Source organism: Leptothoe sp. PORK10 BA2, assembly GCF_034932105.1.
Lineage (GTDB): Bacteria > Cyanobacteriota > Cyanobacteriia > Phormidesmidales > Phormidesmidaceae > Leptothoe.
The window spans coordinates 1-17,509 of the sequence record NZ_JAYGIG010000037.1 but is presented as its reverse complement, the minus strand read 5'-3'; the positions used below and the strand labels follow the sequence as shown (position 1 = coordinate 17,509).

17 protein-coding genes and 1 tRNA gene are annotated in these 17,509 nt (G+C 50.9%); 5 read left to right on the top strand and 13 right to left on the bottom strand.

What is annotated here, in order from left to right:
* Nucleotides 1–26: 26 nt before the first annotated feature.
* The 4 genes from VB741_RS10635 to VB741_RS10620 all read right to left on the bottom strand — a co-directional run bounded on the left by VB741_RS10635 (nt 27) and on the right by VB741_RS10620 (nt 4,400).
* Nucleotides 27–100, bottom strand: a tRNA-Asp gene (locus tag VB741_RS10635).
* A 105-nt stretch (nt 101–205) separates the two neighbouring features.
* Nucleotides 206–1,798, bottom strand: a complete 1,593-nt coding sequence (locus tag VB741_RS10630) for a TM0106 family RecB-like putative nuclease (RefSeq protein ID WP_323365150.1) — start codon at nt 1,796–1,798, stop codon at nt 206–208.
* Between the two features lie 186 nt (nt 1,799–1,984).
* Nucleotides 1,985–3,109: a geranylgeranyl reductase family protein gene (locus VB741_RS10625; protein ID WP_442786335.1), complete on the bottom strand. Its 1,125-nt coding sequence runs from the start codon at nt 3,107–3,109 to the stop codon at nt 1,985–1,987.
* Between the two features lie 103 nt (nt 3,110–3,212).
* Nucleotides 3,213–4,400 carry a TetR family transcriptional regulator gene (locus tag VB741_RS10620; RefSeq protein WP_323365148.1) on the bottom strand — a complete coding sequence of 396 codons (1,188 nt, stop codon included), beginning with the start codon at nt 4,398–4,400 and terminating at the stop codon, nt 3,213–3,215.
* A 177-nt stretch (nt 4,401–4,577) separates the two neighbouring features.
* Between VB741_RS10620 and VB741_RS10615 the strand changes: the two genes are divergently transcribed.
* Nucleotides 4,578–5,444: an acyl-CoA desaturase gene (locus VB741_RS10615; protein ID WP_323365147.1), complete on the top strand. Its 867-nt coding sequence runs from the start codon at nt 4,578–4,580 to the stop codon at nt 5,442–5,444.
* A 237-nt stretch (nt 5,445–5,681) separates the two neighbouring features.
* On the top strand, nt 5,682–7,031 hold the full coding sequence (locus VB741_RS10610) for a ribulose bisphosphate carboxylase small subunit (RefSeq protein WP_323365146.1): 1,350 nt from the start codon (nt 5,682–5,684) through the stop codon (nt 7,029–7,031).
* Here VB741_RS10610 and VB741_RS10605 read toward each other — a convergent pair.
* Nucleotides 7,000–7,185, bottom strand: a complete 186-nt coding sequence (locus VB741_RS10605) for a hypothetical protein (RefSeq protein ID WP_323365145.1) — start codon at nt 7,183–7,185, stop codon at nt 7,000–7,002. The two genes, VB741_RS10610 and VB741_RS10605, sit on opposite strands and share 32 nt — an antisense overlap.
* Before the next feature lie 553 nt (nt 7,186–7,738).
* Between VB741_RS10605 and VB741_RS10600 the strand changes: the two genes are divergently transcribed.
* Nucleotides 7,739–8,668 (top strand): isoaspartyl peptidase/L-asparaginase family protein, encoded by a 930-nt coding sequence (locus VB741_RS10600; RefSeq protein WP_442786334.1) that lies wholly within the window; start codon nt 7,739–7,741, stop codon nt 8,666–8,668.
* 33 nt (nt 8,669–8,701) lie between these two features.
* Here VB741_RS10600 and VB741_RS10595 read toward each other — a convergent pair whose 3' ends face one another.
* The 3 genes from VB741_RS10595 to VB741_RS10585 all read right to left on the bottom strand — a co-directional run bounded on the left by VB741_RS10595 (nt 8,702) and on the right by VB741_RS10585 (nt 10,956).
* Nucleotides 8,702–9,004, bottom strand: a complete 303-nt coding sequence (locus tag VB741_RS10595) for a hypothetical protein (RefSeq protein WP_323365143.1) — start codon at nt 9,002–9,004, stop codon at nt 8,702–8,704.
* A 175-nt stretch (nt 9,005–9,179) separates the two neighbouring features.
* On the bottom strand, nt 9,180–9,968 hold the full coding sequence (xth, locus tag VB741_RS10590) for an exodeoxyribonuclease III (RefSeq protein ID WP_323365142.1): 789 nt from the start codon (nt 9,966–9,968) through the stop codon (nt 9,180–9,182).
* A complete protein-coding gene (locus tag VB741_RS10585; protein WP_323365141.1) occupies nt 9,943–10,956 on the bottom strand; it encodes a cation diffusion facilitator family transporter in 1,014 nt (337 codons plus the stop codon). The genes xth and VB741_RS10585 overlap by 26 nt, the downstream gene beginning before the upstream one ends.
* Before the next feature lie 207 nt (nt 10,957–11,163).
* Between VB741_RS10585 and VB741_RS10580 the strand changes: the two genes are divergently transcribed.
* A complete protein-coding gene (locus VB741_RS10580; RefSeq protein ID WP_323365140.1) occupies nt 11,164–11,436 on the top strand; it encodes a Precorrin-3B methylase in 273 nt (90 codons plus the stop codon).
* A 159-nt stretch (nt 11,437–11,595) separates the two neighbouring features.
* On the opposite strand, the gene VB741_RS10575 is transcribed toward VB741_RS10580, so the two are convergent.
* The gene (locus VB741_RS10575; protein WP_323365139.1) at nt 11,596–12,276 is read right to left on the bottom strand and encodes an amino acid ABC transporter permease; all 681 of its coding nucleotides are present in this window, start codon (nt 12,274–12,276) and stop codon (nt 11,596–11,598) included.
* Nucleotides 12,277–12,394: 118 nt separating this feature from the next.
* Nucleotides 12,395–13,204 carry a basic amino acid ABC transporter substrate-binding protein gene (locus VB741_RS10570; RefSeq protein ID WP_323365138.1) on the bottom strand — a complete coding sequence of 270 codons (810 nt, stop codon included), beginning with the start codon at nt 13,202–13,204 and terminating at the stop codon, nt 12,395–12,397.
* A gap of 122 nt (nt 13,205–13,326) precedes the next feature.
* Here VB741_RS10570 and VB741_RS10565 point away from each other — a divergent pair, with 122 nt between their 5' ends.
* Entirely contained in the window at nt 13,327–14,082 is a 756-nt protein-coding gene (locus VB741_RS10565; protein ID WP_323365137.1) for an amino acid ABC transporter ATP-binding protein, read from the top strand.
* Here the strand turns inward: VB741_RS10565 and VB741_RS10560 are convergent.
* The 3 genes from VB741_RS10560 to nadC all read right to left on the bottom strand — a co-directional run bounded on the left by VB741_RS10560 (nt 14,079) and on the right by nadC (nt 17,093).
* On the bottom strand, nt 14,079–15,539 hold the full coding sequence (locus tag VB741_RS10560) for a glycosyl hydrolase family 57 (protein ID WP_323365136.1): 1,461 nt from the start codon (nt 15,537–15,539) through the stop codon (nt 14,079–14,081). The genes VB741_RS10565 and VB741_RS10560 overlap by 4 nt on opposite strands.
* A 147-nt stretch (nt 15,540–15,686) precedes the next feature.
* Nucleotides 15,687–16,082, bottom strand: a complete 396-nt coding sequence (locus VB741_RS10555; protein ID WP_323365135.1) for a hypothetical protein — start codon at nt 16,080–16,082, stop codon at nt 15,687–15,689.
* A 138-nt stretch (nt 16,083–16,220) separates the two neighbouring features.
* Nucleotides 16,221–17,093: a carboxylating nicotinate-nucleotide diphosphorylase gene (nadC, locus tag VB741_RS10550; RefSeq protein WP_323365134.1), complete on the bottom strand. Its 873-nt coding sequence runs from the start codon at nt 17,091–17,093 to the stop codon at nt 16,221–16,223.
* Between the last annotated feature and the right edge of the window lie 416 nt (nt 17,094–17,509).

The following is a 17,509-nucleotide window of genomic DNA, read 5'->3' as shown; positions in this document are numbered from 1 at the left end:
TTCGTGGAGTGATTCAAAACTTAAAACGGGCCTGACGGGATTCGAACCCGCAACTTCCGCCGTGACAGGGCGGTGCTCTAACCAATTGAACTACAGGCCCTCAAGGGCGATCTCTATTCTGCTCAGGAATGGAACCTTTGTCAAACGGTTTTCCTGATTTTTTTTAGAGAATCGCGAGTTCTCTAGAGGATGTTAACAATAGAGCTTACCCAGCTTCAGCGTCATTCTCCCAAAGGGGAGCTGCAAAGTTAGCCAGCCAGCGTTTTACCCAAAACGTAGCGCGGCAATCATCTTCGTTGTACTTCAGAATATCGTTGAGATACTGTTCATCCTGACTTTCTAGCCAGTTGTCATACCAACAAATCGACTGTGCTCCGTTGGCACTGCTATCGCGCCATTCAAACCCAATCCATCGGGCAATGTGCTTTAGGGCATAGCTTTCGATGGGTAGGGTGACGGTATCCACAATGCGTTTATGGATATCGACAAAGCGGCCCAGAAGTTCATCAATGTCGATGATGGAGCCGTAGCGCTCGGCTAGGCGTCTGACGGTTTGAGCTTCGTAGGGACAAAAATGATAGATCGGTGAGTCTGGATAGTGGGCGACCACATGTTGAAACTGATTCCAGGCCGTGACTTCACTTTCTGGCTCTCGAGCCACTAAGGGAATAAAGGTTTCGGCCTGGGTTTGGTTATTGACGACCAAAATGCCGTGGAGATAGATCAAGTCTTGATCGGGGGCTGCCTCGATGTCGAAATAGAGTTCGATGGGGGCGCTGGGGAGTTCCTGGGGCGAGAGGGTGAAGTTATTGTTACTATCGGTGCGCGCGATCGCAACCCCAGACATTTTTGCCTGGGCCTGGTGCACCAGCTTTTCCGCTACTTTTAGCTCAAACCCCGACGCCTGGGCTAACGTTGCAGGCTGATTGCGGGCTAGGGTTTCCACGGTGGTCAGACCCAGCTTATCCAAGTGGCGGTAACGGTTTAGGGTGACCCCAGGCAGTAAGGACAGGTGGTTTTGCTCTTGGGCTACCTCGTAGCAGTGGTTGAGCCACACACACATGTCACAGCGGCTACGGCTAATAAAAACATCGGGGGTTTTTTCCGCCGTTAGTACTGTTTCGCAGTTGTCCAGCAGCTCCAGTAAGATAGGCCACTGCTTTTCCATATCAATTACATAGGGCCGCTCCCGTAGGCGCAGATGGGCGGTTACGGGAATCACACCCTGCCAAGCGGCCAGCACATAGGCATGGAACGCTGCTGTGAGCTGATACTCCTGCTTCGGTTTTTTACCCAGCTTGATGTCTAGGGGGACGTAATGCCAGTTGCCAAGCCACGACGCGCCCGGCTGCTTAATCCAAAGATCGGGCTGGCTCACATAGCCGATGGTGCCGTCCTCCTTTACCGCTGCTACGGTGCCCCGGCAAATATGGTCTACCCCTTGCTGCATCAGGGCATAGGTTGCCTGGGTAGAGGCTGCCACATCGTTCCGGTGGCGGTTAGGGTTACTGATTGGCTGGAATTCTGCCAACACGGTTTTGCGATGGACCGCACTATCCCCTTTTAACTTGACTAAATAGTCGCTGGGGGTGGCCTGTAGCTCAGCATTGCCGTAGGTATCGAGGTAGGCCCGACGCTGGCAGCGCAAAAATGTGAAGAGTGTGCTGTCGTCAATGGTCTGTTGCGGAGCCGATTGCTGGGACTGCCAAGGTATCGGTGGAGACATCCAATCAGGAGCGGACGCTGGTGTAGGGGGACCAGCATCCTGCAGCGGTAAAGTAGGAAACCTAGCAACCACAGCTCAACCGAGCCTGTCGGCAAAACACAATTAAAAGTATTGCAATCATCAAAGCAGTTCAAGCTTGCCTATGAGCAGAGGCTTTTCGCTTGCGACCAATATAACGCAGACCTAAGCTTATGTGGTAACACGGACCCGGTGAAATCGCAATCGTGGTACGGCTTAAAATTTTGGGGGTGTTGCTTTCTAGGCTGAGAGTAAGCCAGCACTCATCCGTTTTAACCCCCGCGTTACCACCTCCGAATAGCTCAGTTTGCCGAGAAAAACATCCCCCATAATTTGGGTCCCTCGAGGGTGCTTGACCCCGACTCGATAGCCAACTTTAGGTGCGAAATAAAACGCCTTGGCCAATCGAGCCGCCCAGCGCATCTCATTTCCCCATTCCTGAATCATGGTTTGACTATACTGGGCGAGGGCATTTTCATCCCCAGCTAAGGCCCCATGAACCGCATCAGAGGCCTTCAGTCCGCTCAAAATGGAAGGTCGAATTCCTTCCGCCGTAAAGGGGTCTACCACACAGGCTGCTTCGCCAGCCAGGACGGCTTGGGTGGTGTGGAGGGGCTGATCACCATTCCACAGAAAAATCGGATGGCCGTGCTTGTCTTCGTGCTCAATGTCTACCCCAAACTGTTTGGAGTAGTCTGCCAAGGGTTGTACTAAGTCCCTGGATTTTCGTTTGGCGGAGATAAAAGCACCACTCCCTAGGGAGTAACCGTCCGCTTTAGGAAAATTCCAAACATAGCCATTTTTCATTAGGCCAAATTCAAAGTGGACAATGTGGCCATCCTGTACTGTTAGTCTGGGCTCCGTTTCAATGGCGCCAGCCATGACGGTTTTACGCTGTTTAAATCCCAGCCATTTAGCCAGCGGCCCTTTAGCTCCATCGGCGGCGATCAGATAGCGACCTACCACGGGCTCTGCTGATGTGCTGATGTGCCAGCAATGGTCCTTAAATTCAATGCCTGTGGCCTTAGTTCCCGCTTGTAAAACGGCCCCTTGCTTTTGGGCCTGCTGCACCATGTAGTGGTCAAATTCATCGCGCCGAACCATCCAGATCGGTTCAGACAGTTCAGCAATCACTTCGTCTTCCAGGTTGTAGGTGTAGCGCACCTGGGTGACTTTCTGGGAAATGACCGGTTCAAAGTCATAGTCAAACCATTCGGCGACCTTGGGGCAAACGCCGCCGCCACAGGGTTTATAACGGGGTAGCTGATTTTTTTCTAAGATCAGTACAGAATGACCATTTTTGGCTAGATGGTAGGCTGCTGTGGCTCCAGCTGGACCGCCGCCGACCACAACGCAATCATAAATAGATGTCATAGATATGAGGTATGGGGTGATGTGATTTTAGATGGGGTAAGGCTCATGGTACGTGGTGAAGTTTTTCCAGACTAGGGTTCTGGGGGGATGGAGGTTAGGACGGGGAGATTTTGCGATCTAGCTGGGTGGCGGCTGCGATCGCACTGTTCTCCCGGGCACGATGGGCATAGGGTTCCAGGGTGGCTATGTCGCAGCCGGTCAAAATGCTCAGGTTATCTAAGTCCATGCCCCGCATCAGCATCTCGACACACCAAGTTTGCCGCGCCTGAATCGGTTTAGGCGGCTCGGTCCCCACATCTATCTCCATGTTCTGCCACCACTGGTCCCAATGGTGTTGGATATCGTCGAGGGTCATGGGTGCGCCAGTGTCATTAATAAACAGTGCGTGCTCATGATCCCGACGATTTTTGAGCCACTTGGTCAACGGATTATTCGTATAGGAACCATAGTGCTTACCTAAAATCCACTGATTTACCGGCACCTGTCGCGGCGGCGCGACGATCCGCAAAATATGGTGAGTCTTATCGCACACGTGGTGCGATCGCTCTAGGCGAATAATTTCCTCTGGCAGCAGCCCCGCCCCAAATAAAACCAGACCCAGGGCATGGTCCTGATGACCCATCTGCCGCGCCTGTTTGAGCATGGCATGGACCCAGCTGGCGGGTAAGTCCACCACCAGTGGTATCGCTGCCGCCCCTGCCGGTTCACCAGCGAGTTCACCAGGGGGAGTAGCCTCCGACGTTGTCAGTACCCTCACCAAAACATCCAAAAAACTGTCGCGACTTTCCCACAAAGATTCGCCAGTGGTCGTTTCCAGTACGACGTAGCCTACCAAGAGGGCCGCTAGCACATTCGCCCCCTGTGCTCCAGAGAGGAAACTATGGCCCAGTAACCGCTCCAAGTACTGCGCCATGGTTTGGCGGATCTCACTCAGCCGCAGATGCAATGCCTGCAGATGCTCCGGAGGATACTGATCCGCCTCCCCAATCAGGGAGCGCACAAAATTAGGATGCTGTTCCAACAAAGATAAATAATCACTGGCATAGGCCCGCAAAGATTCCGGCACCGACTCCCCATACAGAGGCGCTGTAGCCGGAATAAATGCAGGTGTCTCTTGCAACGTTGCCAATAAAAGCCCATATTTATTCCCAAAATTCCGGAATAGGGTGGCTTCATTTACCTCCGCCATATTGGCAATTTGACGGGTGGTGGTGTGGCTTATCCCTTGAGATAAAAAGAGTTCCAAGGCTGCTTCCGTAAGCCGCTGACGGGTCGTAGACATAGGATGACGAATAAAATGCAAGTGATACTTGCGAATTTAAAACAGGCTTGCTATTATTGGATGTAATGCAAGTAAGACTTGCAAAAATAATAGCCATAGCTTATCAGGTTTGCCAAGGCTTCCAGACTTAATCTTTTGGTTATTCCTCTTTCTAGTACGGCTCTTTGCCAGGATCTTATGACTGCACAACTGACTTCTCGACAGGCCCGCGCCAATTTCCGGTTTAAGGCCGAAAATCCCGCCTTAGATTGGGTTTCCCTCGGCTTTTTCGCCGTATTTCATGGGTTGGCTCTGTTAGCCCCTTGGTTCTTTTCCTGGTCAGCTCTAGGTGTGGCAATCCTGTTGCACTGGATCTGTGGCGGCATTGGCATTTGCCTGGGCTTTCACCGTCTGTTGAGTCATCGCAGTTTCCAAGTCCCTCGCTGGCTAGAATACATCATTGCCATTTGCGGCACCCTTGCCATGGAAGGCGGTCCGATCTTCTGGGTGGCTGGTCACCGTAAGCACCATGCCTTCACCGAAGATGTGGATGCCGATCCCTATTCCGCTAAGAAAGGCTTTTGGTGGAGCCACATGAAGTGGATCCTGTACCCTAGTCGAGCCAACTTTGATCAACAGCAGTATGGAAAATATGCGCCTGACCTCATGCGTCAGACGTTCTACCGTTTCCTCAACAATAATTTTCTGCTGCTTCAAGTGCCACTTGCAGTTCTGCTCTATGCCCTCGGTGGTTGGTCCTTTGTGATCTACGGTATTTTTGTCCGCGCCGTGCTGTTGTGGCATGCCACTTGGTTGGTGAACTCCGCCACCCACACTTGGGGCTATCGCACCTTTGAGGCTGATGACAATGCCCGGAATCTTTGGTGGGTTTCCCTCGTAACCTATGGCGAGGGCTGGCACAACAATCACCACACCTATCCCCGTTCGGCCCAGACTGGTTTGAAATGGTGGGAAATCGATGTCACTTGGTATACGATTCAGCTACTGGAGCGCCTAGGCCTGGCTAAGAAAGTGAAGCGCATGCCCCAAAAGTCTCGTGCCTAGTCCCCTGAGCCCTCAATTCTTGGCAGCAACTGTAGGATGTTTCCCTCCTTGATGCTGCCCTCCCATGTCCTGCCCACAAGGACCTGCCCCTAAGTCTGCTCAACCTCATCCTGGAATTCCAGGGTGAGGTTTGGTTTTGTCGGTGGCGATCTTTCGCTATACAGGAGATCCCCATAGGCAAGATAATGAGAACCAGGTCTATAGGCCATAGTTCTCCGTCACCATTCTGGGTTTCCTGTGTCCTACTACATCTCTCCTCGATTTCTAAACCAGCTGGCCGTTCACATCACCAAAAACTTTTTGGATCTGCCCCAGGTGCGGATGCCGTTAATTTTTGGTGTCCACGGCCGCAAGGGTGAGGGGAAAACCTTCCAGTGTGAGCTGATATATGAGCGCATGGGGGTCAATGTAGTGCATATCTCCGGTGGGGAACTAGAAAGCCCCGATGCGGGCGACCCGGCCCGCCTGATCCGCCTGCGCTATCGAGAAGCTGCCGAGCTGGTAAAAGTTCGGGGTGAAATGGCGGTGTTGATGATCAACGATCTGGATGCCGGTGCCGGTCGCTTTGATGGCATGACCCAGTACACGGTGAATACCCAGCTGGTGAACAATACCCTGATGAACATTGCGGACAATCCTACCAATGTCCAGCTGCCAGGGAGCTATGACGACACTCCCCTAGCCCGTATTCCCATTGTGGTCACGGGGAATGACTTTGCCACCCTCTATGCTCCCTTGGTGCGGGATGGCCGGATGCAAAAATTTTATTGGGAGCCAGATCGCGACGATCGCCTAGGTATTGTGGGGGGGATTTTTGCCCCTGATGGTCTTGGTTCTAAGGATATTGAGACCCTGGTGGATACCTTTGAAAACCAGGCGATTGATTTCTATGGGGCGCTGCGGTCTAAAATTTATGACGAGCAAATCATTGATTTTATTCACCGGGTGGGGGTGGAAAATGTATCCCGAAATGTGGTCAATACCAAAACGCCCCCTAGCTTCAAACAGCCTAATTTTCGGACTGACCATTTGATTGAAGTGGGTACCAACATGGTGATGGAACAACGCCGGTTACAGGAGATGGGGTTGGTCAAAGAATATAACCAAGCGTTGAATCAAACCCAGGCTGTGCCACCAACTCAGGCTGCATACCCACCCCAGTTTGCGCCTCAGGCCTACTTAAATGATAACGACTATCTTCCTTACCGGCATAGACATGCTTTATCGGTGATGCGTTCATCGCCAGCTGTCTCTAACCCAGGGGAGGTAGCGACATCAAAGGTGACTCCACCGCCGATCGCCCTAGAGAGCCCGTTACCCGAGGAGGTGCAGCAGGATGTGCGCAATCTGATGGCCCAGGGCTATGGGGTGGGTATGGAATATGTCGATCAACGTCGATTTCGCACAAATTCTTGGCGGAGTTGTCCGGTGATTCAGGGGGGGAGTGAGCCTCAGGTATTGCAATCCTTGGGGCAGTGTTTAGCCGACCATACCCAAGACTATGTGCGTTTGATTGGGATCGACCCCGGCAGCAAGCGACGGATTCTGGAGCGGATTATTTATCGGCCCCTTGGGCGACAAAATTGATCAACCACTGCATTAATCGTTTCATGGTGGGGGCTCCGGTTACCTCTTCGAGCCAGTCATAGCCACCGATATTGTCCGCGCCACCGATATTGTCCGCCTTCACTTCACTTAAAGCCCATTCTCCATCGTTGCCCATCAGGAAACTGACATTCATCTTTGCAACGATAGGATTAAATTGGTGAAAAAAGTCTTCTATCTCTCCATAGGAAGACGAGAAAATATGGGTTGGTAAATACTCTTGTCCATACTCTTCTGAAAAGTCTTTACTCCTTGTATAAAAAAATTGGGACGGACGATTGACAGAGCGAACGGTGGTTTCTAGATGACTGAGATTTTGAAAGAACTCCAGGGGGACGGGCTCATCGGCTCGGTAAAAAACGAGATCTCACTCGGATGGCTCTATCACCTCCAAGAGTTGTTCATCTAGGCTCATAAAGTCATCAGTACTTAAATCGCCAAAGATAGGAACAGCTTTGAACGGGTTTGACTGGTCAATACTAGCCACCGGGGCATGGAAAAACTCGATGTTTGAATGGGTGGCAAAGGGTTGATAGAGGCTAAGGGTGATGTCGAAGTGGAGGTGGGTTTTGGGGCTTGTGATGTATAAGAATTTAATTTTAGTCAGTTCATAGCAATCTAAAAGGCACTTGGTTAAAGTACGAATGTGGTAATGTAAACCCCCAGATTCGTAGCCTTTAATGAGCAATATGCAGGAAAATTTCTCTCTTATTATCCATGGGGGCGCGGGCTCCTGGGAACATCTCAAACGAGAGGGATATGGATCCGAAATTATGGATAGTGTACGCCGTATTTTGGAGGGAGGGCGTCATATCTTAGCCACTGGCGGCACGGCGCTGGATGCTGTTGAATATTGTGCGGCGGAGCTAGAGGATGATCCCCTCTACAATGCTGGGCGGGGGTCTGTGCTGAACGAGCATGGTGAAGTGGAGATGGATGCCGCCATTATGGATGGTGCCACCCTGAATGCAGGGTCCATAGCTGGGGTAACCACGATCAAGAATCCCATCAAGTTGGCTCGGCAAGTGCTGGAGCGGAGTGAGCATGTCATGCTGATAGGTAAGGGAGCCCAGGAGTTTGCAAAACTGTGTGGTATGCAGCAGATGCCAGATGATTACTTTTTGGTTGAGCATCGAGTCCGGCAGTGGCGCGAAGCTCAGAAACTCGGTGGGATGATGCTAGATCATGAGGATGCTCCCCCTAATAAATTGGGCACTGTTGGTGCTGTGGCCTGGGATAGTGCAGGTAATCTGGCTGCGGCTACTTCCACTGGCGGCATTGTCAATAAGCGTTGGGGACGGGTGGGTGATAGCCCCATTATTGGGGCAGGAGTATTGGCCGATAATGAAACCTGTGCTGTGTCAGCCACAGGGTATGGGGAGCAATTTCAGCGGACGGTCCTCTGCAAAATGATCTCGAATTTTGTCTACTTTCAAGGCAAAGATGCTGCGGGAGCCGCCACGGCTGGTATTGAGTATCTAGTGAAGAAAGTGAATGGCCTGGGGGGCGTCATTGTGGTTGATCATCAGGGAAATTGTGGCGTGGACCATTCCACATCCGGCCTCATTTACGGCCTGATTGAACAGGCGGGTCCAAGCGTGTGCAAATTTACCAAATGACACTGGTCTATTGGCTAGGGTGCTGCCTGACATTTAAAGCTTGACGGGTGCTTTAGACATCAGTTCTTCGCTGTTGAGGCTATATCGATGATCATCTACCCAACGTAGAACGTTTTTGGCGAGCTGGCTTTTGCTTTTAATGGCTCTGATGGCACCAGGTAGGTCCAGTTGCTGGGCCGTTTCAGGATGGTCTAAATCGAACAAACCTGTATTAACCAAATCAATTCGATTGAATTCCTCTTCTAAGTTGGTAAAAACTCCGAGGAAATGTAGGGCTGTTTCCAGCTCGGGTGGATCGATGATTGGGTAATCTTGGCCAGCTAAAAAAGTATTCACAGATAACAAAAAAACTGCGTAGATGCTCGAACCTTTCTGCAGAGGGGGCTATGCAGTTTTCTATTGAGCAGGACGTTCCTAAGAGGATGGGGTATATCCTGATCAAAAGATTATCTTGTAATTCTTGACGTGTCTTCAGGGTACTTCGTTCCATTGATTACCCGTATGTTAGGGCTCAATATTCAACGATGACGGGGGTATGGTCGCTGGGTTTTTCTAGCTTGCGGGGTTCGATATCAATCCAGCAGCGTTTGGCTTGTTCATAGAGTGCTGGGGACAGGTAGTGGTGATCAATTCGCCACCCCATATTGCGCCGGAAGGAAGCGGTCCGGTAATCCCACCAGCTAAAGTGACCGCCTTCATCGGTGAACTTCCGAAACGCGTCCGCCAGACCTATGGTCAAAATATCGGTTAATGTTTCCCGTTCCTTGGGGGAGGACATGATGTGTGTGTCTCGCTTGTCGTCGGTGTAAATATCTTTGTTCTCTAGGGCGATATTAAAGTCACCACAGACGTTGAGCTGGGTGGTTTCTTTCAGGGTCTGAATCAGATACTGCTTGAGCAGTGTCAGCCAGCGTAGTTTGTAGTCATACTTTTCACTGCCAATAGATGAGCCATTGGGTACGTATAGATTGAGAATGCGCACGCCATTCAGTACGCCGCTGATAACCCGCTTTTGATCGTCTAGGTTGCCAACGGTGTCCTCATCGAGGATGGCTCCAAATCCCATCCGCACCTCTTCTAACGGGGCTTTGCTGATCAATGCCACGCCGTTATAGGCTTTTTGACCATAGGTATAGATGTGGTAGTCCAGTTCTTCAAAGGGGGCTTTAGGAAAGTCGTCATCGACGACCTTGGTTTCTTGGAGACACAGTACATCCACATCTGGATTTGCCTGGAGCCAGTCGGTGACATGGCTCAGTCGAGAGCGTACAGAGTTAACGTTCCAAGAGGCGACTTGCATTCGGTTCAGTTTCGACGGGGACAACGCTATTGAGACCGGTACTACCGGTCTCAATTAGCTCTCGTATTTTAGTATTGGGCAGGGTTGATAGGACAACTGCTGGTTCGGCTCTCATTTGGATAGTGGATTCGCTAATGTCAAAGTCATTGTGGAGTGACGTTTGCAGGCGGTGGAGTAGCAGATCACGACGGTTTGGACTGCCGGTGACTGTGAGATTTGCGTTTAGGTGAATTTGTCCGGGGGCAATGGTCCAAATTCTCAGCTGATTGACTTGGGTGATATCGCCAAATGTGAGTAGATGTTGTTTGATATCTTCGGGATTGATACTGGTGGGTGTTTGTTCTAGCAAAATGCTCAAGCTTTGGCGAATGAGCGGGATGGCTCCGGTGAAAATGAGTAGTGCGATCGCAACACTCACTCCCCCATCGGTCCACTGCCACCCCAGCCAATGCACCGCCGCCGCTACAAACAGCACGCCTAAGCAGCTCAAGGCATCCGCTAGGGTATGGAGAAAAGCACCGCGCAGATTCAAGTCGTTATCGGTATGCTGATGGAGCAGAACAGCATTAATGCCATGTACTCCTAACCCGGCTAGGGCCGTTAACGCCATGGGGGTAGTCAAAATTTCTTCTGGGGGGGCCTGGATCTGGCTGATGGCTTCTTGGCCGATCCAGACAGCTAGGGTCAGTAGGCCGATGCCGTTGACTAAAGCGGCTAAAATTTCTATCCGTCTATAGCCAAAGGGGGCTTGGGGTGAGGTGGGCCATTGGGCGATCCAGGCAGCGAGGAGGGACATTGCGATCGCAAACACATCCGCAATCATATGCCCCGCATCCGCCACCAGGGATAAACTGTGGCTATGGTGGCTGACCTTCAGCTCTAATATAGAAAACCCAGCTACCATGACCAGGGCAATGGCCAATACCCTCAGTTTCTGTGGCGACGTATCCGTCGGGCAGTCGCAGGCCCCAAAACCATGATTGTGCATCTGTGTGCATCTATATATGGGTGGTCACATTGGTGATGCCAAAGCGTATCTTGTGGCAGTGTTCCGTAATCCCGCCAATATGACACGCAAGCATTAGGATGCTTACTATATGAGGATGCCACCCTTAGCTAAAATTGACCATTCACCCTGTGACAGTCTGTCGCCTAAATTTAGGTCCTTAAATGCAATTCAGGTCATGAAATGCCCATGTCCGATCAACCCCTCCAAGGCGATGCCTTAATCAAAGAAACCTGTCGCCGTATTCGCCTAGCCAGGAAGCTGTGGGATGCCCATAATAATGCGGCCTGTCGTCGGGAACGGGAACAGGCTTTAAAGTTGTATAGCCAACTGACAAAGGTGCAGAAGGAGAAAATTCCCCAGCCGTTGCGCGTTTGGTTACGGTACCGCAGTGAAAAATATTTTGGTGCTCACCGCACACCACCAGGGAGTAAACATCGCTCCTCAAAGCGGCGCACGTAATCGTACGAGTTTTTGCTATGGTCGTCTTTAAAGCGGCCCAAAAATCGTTCGGCTTTTGCCATGGTCATCTTTAAAGCGGCGCATGTAATCTTCGGCTTTTTGCCATAGTTATCTTTAAAGCGGCGCAAGAACGGGCAAGGCTTTTACCCTGTATTGTTACTAAGCTTCCTTTTTTGCCTTTTGAGTTGGGTCAGCCCAGCGTTCTAGCCAGCTAAATCCCTGGGCAAAGAAAATATTGAGCAACAGATAGACCACTCCCACCGCCGTATAAATTTCAAATGCGCGAAAGTTCGTGGCTACAGTCAGTTGGCCGCGGCGCAAAAGTTCTTCTAGGCCAATAACGGAGACTAGGCTTGTGTCCTTGATCAACGTTGTGAACTCATTGCCCAGAGGGGGGATCATCCGGCGTAGTGCTTGGGGTAGCACAATGTAGCGCATGGCTTGAAGTGAGTTCAGACCCATGGATGAGGCGGCTTCCCACTGTCCCCGCTCAATGGATTTAATACCGCCTCGGACAATTTCTGCAATGTAGGCGGCTGAGTTAAGGCTTAGGGCCATAACGCCAGCGGTCCAGCGGTCAAAGGTAAAGTCTAAGCCCAGACTTTTAAATAGGGCGGGAAAGCCAAAGTAGATCCAAAAAATCTGTACCAGCAGGGGGGTGCCCCGAAAAAACTCAATGTAAGCCCGGGTAGCTAAGCGGATGGGCCACAGGGTAGAGAGTCTAGCCATACCGAGTAGGGTGCCGCCAATAAAGCCAAAGAAAAGGGAAAGGGCTGTGAGTTGTATGGTGATGACCGCACCCTTCAGCAGAGAAGGGAGGGCGCTAATAATATATTCCAAGGCAATAGGCCCTCATAGAACAACCTGAGGATTAACGGTGGACGGGTATAGGATGACCGTCCACCGTCAATCCTTAATCGTGGGACTGGATCTCAGCTCGAAATCTTGGGTGAGGTTACTAAAACGCTGTCTCAGGTAGGGTGCCAACGGGGGCAGTGCCAAACCATTTTTCGTAGATAGTGTCATAGGTACCGTTTGCTATCATTTCCTCCAGGGCTGCATTCAAGATTTCTCGGTTGGAAGAATCTTTGGGCATGGCGATGCCGTAGAACTCTTCGGTAAGCAGCTCACCGATGACTTTGACCCCTGGGATATTACCGGTTGAGATCGCATCCAACGTTGCCGGAGCATCATTAATTACAGCATCTGCATTACCATTGGCCAGTTCTTGTAGTGCTAATGGAGCTGAATCAAAGGTGCTGACCTTCGCATCTTTGATGGTCGCAGCCTGCTCCGCACCGGTTGTCCCGATTTGGACCGCAATTCTTTTGCCTTCTAACGTTTCTAAGGATGTAGTTTCACTATCATCTTGAGCCACCGCAATGGCCAAACCGGCTCGGAAGTAAGGCCGAGAAAAGTCTACGGTTGCAGCCCGCTCTTCGGTAATGGTCATACCGCTGATGGCAGCTTCAATGGTGCCAGCCTGGAGGGCCGGAATCAGGCCATCAAAGGGTAAACTTTCAAACTCGATCTCGATGCCAGCTTGCTCGCCAATGGCCTTCATCAAATCAATATCAAAGCCGATCAGTTCGCCACTGTCATTTTGGGACTCAAATGGAGGGAAAGCGGGCTCTGTACCCACGACCCAAGGACCTGCTGCCGCATCACTACTGGGCGTAGTGGCTTCTTCAGTACCGCCGCAGGCTGCGAGTACCAGGGTTGCTCCTAAACTTAAAAATGTATTCTTTAAAAAGTGTGACCGTTTCATAGTTTTGGATTTGCTCTAGACGTGTAGTTTAATCTACCAGGAATTAAAAAACGGTGTTATATGTAGCTCCATTGAAGTTTGAGAGCTAGTATGCTTTTTAAAATGTTAACCATGGTGCCCCTGTGACAGAAGCCGCAATTTACTTTGCTAACCTACGGAAAAACTACGGTGATCTATCGGTGCTGCAGGGCATTAATGGTCAGATCCAGCGGGGTGAAGTGGTCGCCATCATTGGCTCATCGGGCTGTGGAAAAAGTACATTGCTGCGCTGTTTTAACCGACTGGAAACCGTTAGCGGTGGTCAGTTGGTGGTGAATGGTATTGATCTCTCCACGCCAAACCTGAGTGCTAAATCCCTACAGCAACTAAGGGTCCGAGTGGGGATGGTCTTTCAGCAGTTCAACCTCTATCCCCACATGACTGTGCTAGATAACCTGACCCTTTCTCCCTGTAAAGTCTTGCGACTCTCTAAGGCGGAGGCGGAGGAACGGGGGCGATTTTATTTGGCCAAGGTGGGTCTAGCAGAAAAGGCAACATCCTATCCCGATCAACTTTCCGGTGGCCAAAAACAGCGGGTGGCGATTGCTCGGTCTCTATGTATGCAGCCTGATATTTTGCTGTTTGATGAACCCACCAGCGCCCTAGATCCTGAGCTGGTGGGGGAAGTCCTGGAGGTTATGCGCACCCTGGCGGAGGATGGCATGACCATGGCCGTGGTCACCCATGAAATGCAGTTTGCTAGGGAAGTAGCCAGCCGGGTCATGTTTCTCAACCAGGGCGTGGTAGAAGAAACCGGCGACCCACGGGAGGTTTTAACTAATCCTCAATGTGAGCGCTTGCAAACCTTTCTCAGCCGGATGAACGGTTTGGAGGTCTAGGCAAAGCCGCGCTCAATAAACTCACAGCCCCGCTGATAAATGGCCTGGGCATAGTCAGTCCATTGACCTTGGCCCCAATATCGAAAACAGCTGGTTTGCAGCACTAAGTTATAAAGCAGTGCCTGACGGTAATTGGCATTGAGGGCTAAATGGGACTGTTGCGCCACGGGCACCCGATTCACCGCTTGATGAAAGCGAGCACTGAGACGTTCCATGGGACCAATCACGTTGTCGTACCCCTCTACCCAGCTCCGATCATTGGTCCAGGAGCCACCGCTAAAGGTGATGTGCTGTTCGCCTAGGGTTGCGATCGCATCCCCCATGCGCTCAGGAGTAATATCACCCTCCCCTAAGACTTGCCACAAGTGATGTTGACCAGTGGCCTGACACACTGGGAAGTCGCTGTCGGCCACCCCGGCTGCCCCGATCAGTTCTAGATATTCGGTCCCATTGATGCCGCTAACGCTCTGTTCATGGCGGGCTTCATGCCAGGCCCGTTTGAAAGCCCCTGGAAATTCATTCATCATCACACCGCCGTTTTCCCCATCAGAAATTTGGCTGACGAGGGGAGGAACGGATACATTGCCCAGCGTTACCCGCCCTAGGGTTTTGGCCTCATAGAATGGCTGCATCTGACCAATCAGTTTCGTGTCAGACCCCTGGGTTTTGATCAATGCGGTGATGGAGACTTCCTCACCATGACTGTTACGGGCCACTAGTCGGTGGGGCAGATGAGGTTGCTGAATGCCTTCCCCCGTCAGCATTTCCACCGTATGCTCCTGCACCATGACCCACTGGTAGCCACTTTCCTTGAGGGCGCTGACCAATGTATAGAGGGCATCGGGGTGATTGGGGAGCTGCATTTCAGGCAGGGAAAATCCGCGCACCCGTTTCAGGGCTTCCAGGCCAAAAATGCTGACAAACTGGTGCTGCCAAGCTCGAATATGAAGCTTGATATCGGGCAGGGGGGTGGCAGCGGCCACCGCATGGCCCCAAAATGTCCCCAACCATTCCACATGGGGCTGATATCGAGCATCGCAGGTAATTCCCTTGAGTTTAGCGAGAATGTCATCGCGGCCCATCTGCTTGAGACCCCAGAGCAAATTGCCCGAGTAGTCCAACATCACCCGTGGGTTACATCCTTGCTCCACCAGCTCAGGGATAAAGTCGCCCAGGCGGGCATAGCAGTAGGCAAAAGGTCCGGCATTATGGTTGTCACCTTCGTGGTGGTGCTCAAACATATATTGCAAATGGCCGATCAGCTGACCTTCTGACCCCGCCGGAATGGTGGGCTGGTGCATGTGGAGTGCGATCGCAAACCCCGCCGATAGGCGACTAAAATCTAAATTGCTTCGTTCCAGGAATACCGGTTGCTTAGCATGACTAACCGCCTGAATAGACGACTCCCAACCACAGATTGTCGGGAGCGTTTGATCATAAGTAATCGGGGGAGACATGGCAGCAGACATATTTTTCAGGGTTATTAAAGTGGAATTAACTCTTCCCTATCTAGTCTCCCAGTTACGGGCTTTAAAATAAACCACCCTTATGAAAAGTATAATTTTTATTTATGAATGACCATCGTATCTATTAATTATGCCTGTCTAGGCCTGAGCATCCAGGTGATCAGGCCTATGCTCAAAAGAGATGGCTAATTCATCCTGCAGCCAGTTCAAAATTTGTAGCCGTTCTCCCTGAGTTAAATAAAGATGTCCCGTGCGTCGTAACCGATCATGCACGTCTTCCATATCAGAAGGAGTCATCAATCCCACCATGGCTCCAATGTTATAGAGTGCGTCATCTCTCTCTTCCTGATTGTGGCAACCATAGCGATATCTTGAAATTTGGCGACTAATATAGGTGATCATTTGGGGATCAGTGCCTTCCAATCGTTCTTTCCGTTCGTGAGCGATCGGCTCTCCGGCGATCATGGCCGCATAGTCGGTGTCTAAGATATCTAATTTCAGGATTTTGGCGGGTTGTCTAGGGCTATTGCTCACGGTGATTCCAATCTCATAGTCTCTGCATCATGTTTAGATTGTGCACCCCCTCAAATTTAAATCCCTTGAAGCTTTGGGATTTTACAATTGTCCGTTTGCAAACCGTTGCAAACGGACTGTAAATCGTGGACCCCAGGCTTAGGACTTGATGCGCATGCTCAAGTCCAACCACGGTGAACGGGTGATGGTTGCACTGCTGGAAATGTAATCTACCCCTGTGAGTGCGATCTCACGAATAGTTTTGAGCGTCACATTACCTGACCCCTCAATCTTGACTCGGGGACTGTGCTGACGAATCAGGGTTACGGCTTCCTCCATTACGGATGGAGCCATGTTGTCCAACATAATAATGTCGGCTCCGTGGGTCAGGGCTTCCTGCACCTGTGCCAAGTTTTCCGTTTCTACTTCTACGGTCAATGGATAAGGCATCGTAGACCGAACACATCCAATGGCTTGAGCGATCCCCCCAGCCGCCGCAATGTGGTTGTCCTTAATCATCACTCCATCATCTAGACCCATGCGATGATTGCGCGCACCGCCCGTCCGAGTTGCATACTTTTCTAAAACTCGGAGGCCCGGCGTGGTTTTCCTCGTATCCACCAGCTGTGCCGATAGATCCTCAATTTCATTGACATATTGCCGAGTAGCGGTCGCAATACCACTCAGACGCATACCCAGATTGAGCGCAACGCGCTCCCCCGTAAGTAATGTGGCCAAGGACCCCTCCATCCGAGCAATGGTAGTTCCTGCCTCTACCCACGTACCATTCCCAACACAAGGCTCGAATTGCATCTGATGCCCCGTTCCCCTATCCCCATCAGCCAATAGTTCAAATACCCGCTGGGCAACAGGCAATCCACAAATGACCCCCGCCGATTTAGCTAGCCAATATCCCTGACCCAGCTTTTTCCCCCGCTTCCCTAAACCTAAAGTCGTCTGATCGCCACGCCCAATATCCTCCCGTAACCACTGTTTTAGGTCTTCATCCAGGCTGATCCAATTGATGTCCATACTCTTCTTTGCTACTCAACTCCTTATATATAGACATAGGAGGCTATCGTGCCTGCTAAACCATTGCCCACCATCCAAGCTTGCCAGAGGGACCATGGGCAGTCTGATCCCCACCATTGATTAATCAGGGATCTCCAGCAAGATCTAACCCAAACTTCATGTAAATGCCCAAAAAATCCTGGCTATATCGATAAATAGCCCATAAAAAAATGTCGCAGCCCTTGAAAAATAAAGGCTGCGACATTTTAAAAGAAAAGTTCAAAAAAAGTGTTGACCAAGGTCAACCAAGCCGCTATATTAGTAAAGCGCTCGAGACGGAGGGGATGAAACCCTGACAGAGAGGGCGCAGAACCTAGACAGTTAAATAGTTTGAGATTCTAGAAATAATCCTGTTAATTTCTTTTAGTTTGAAATTG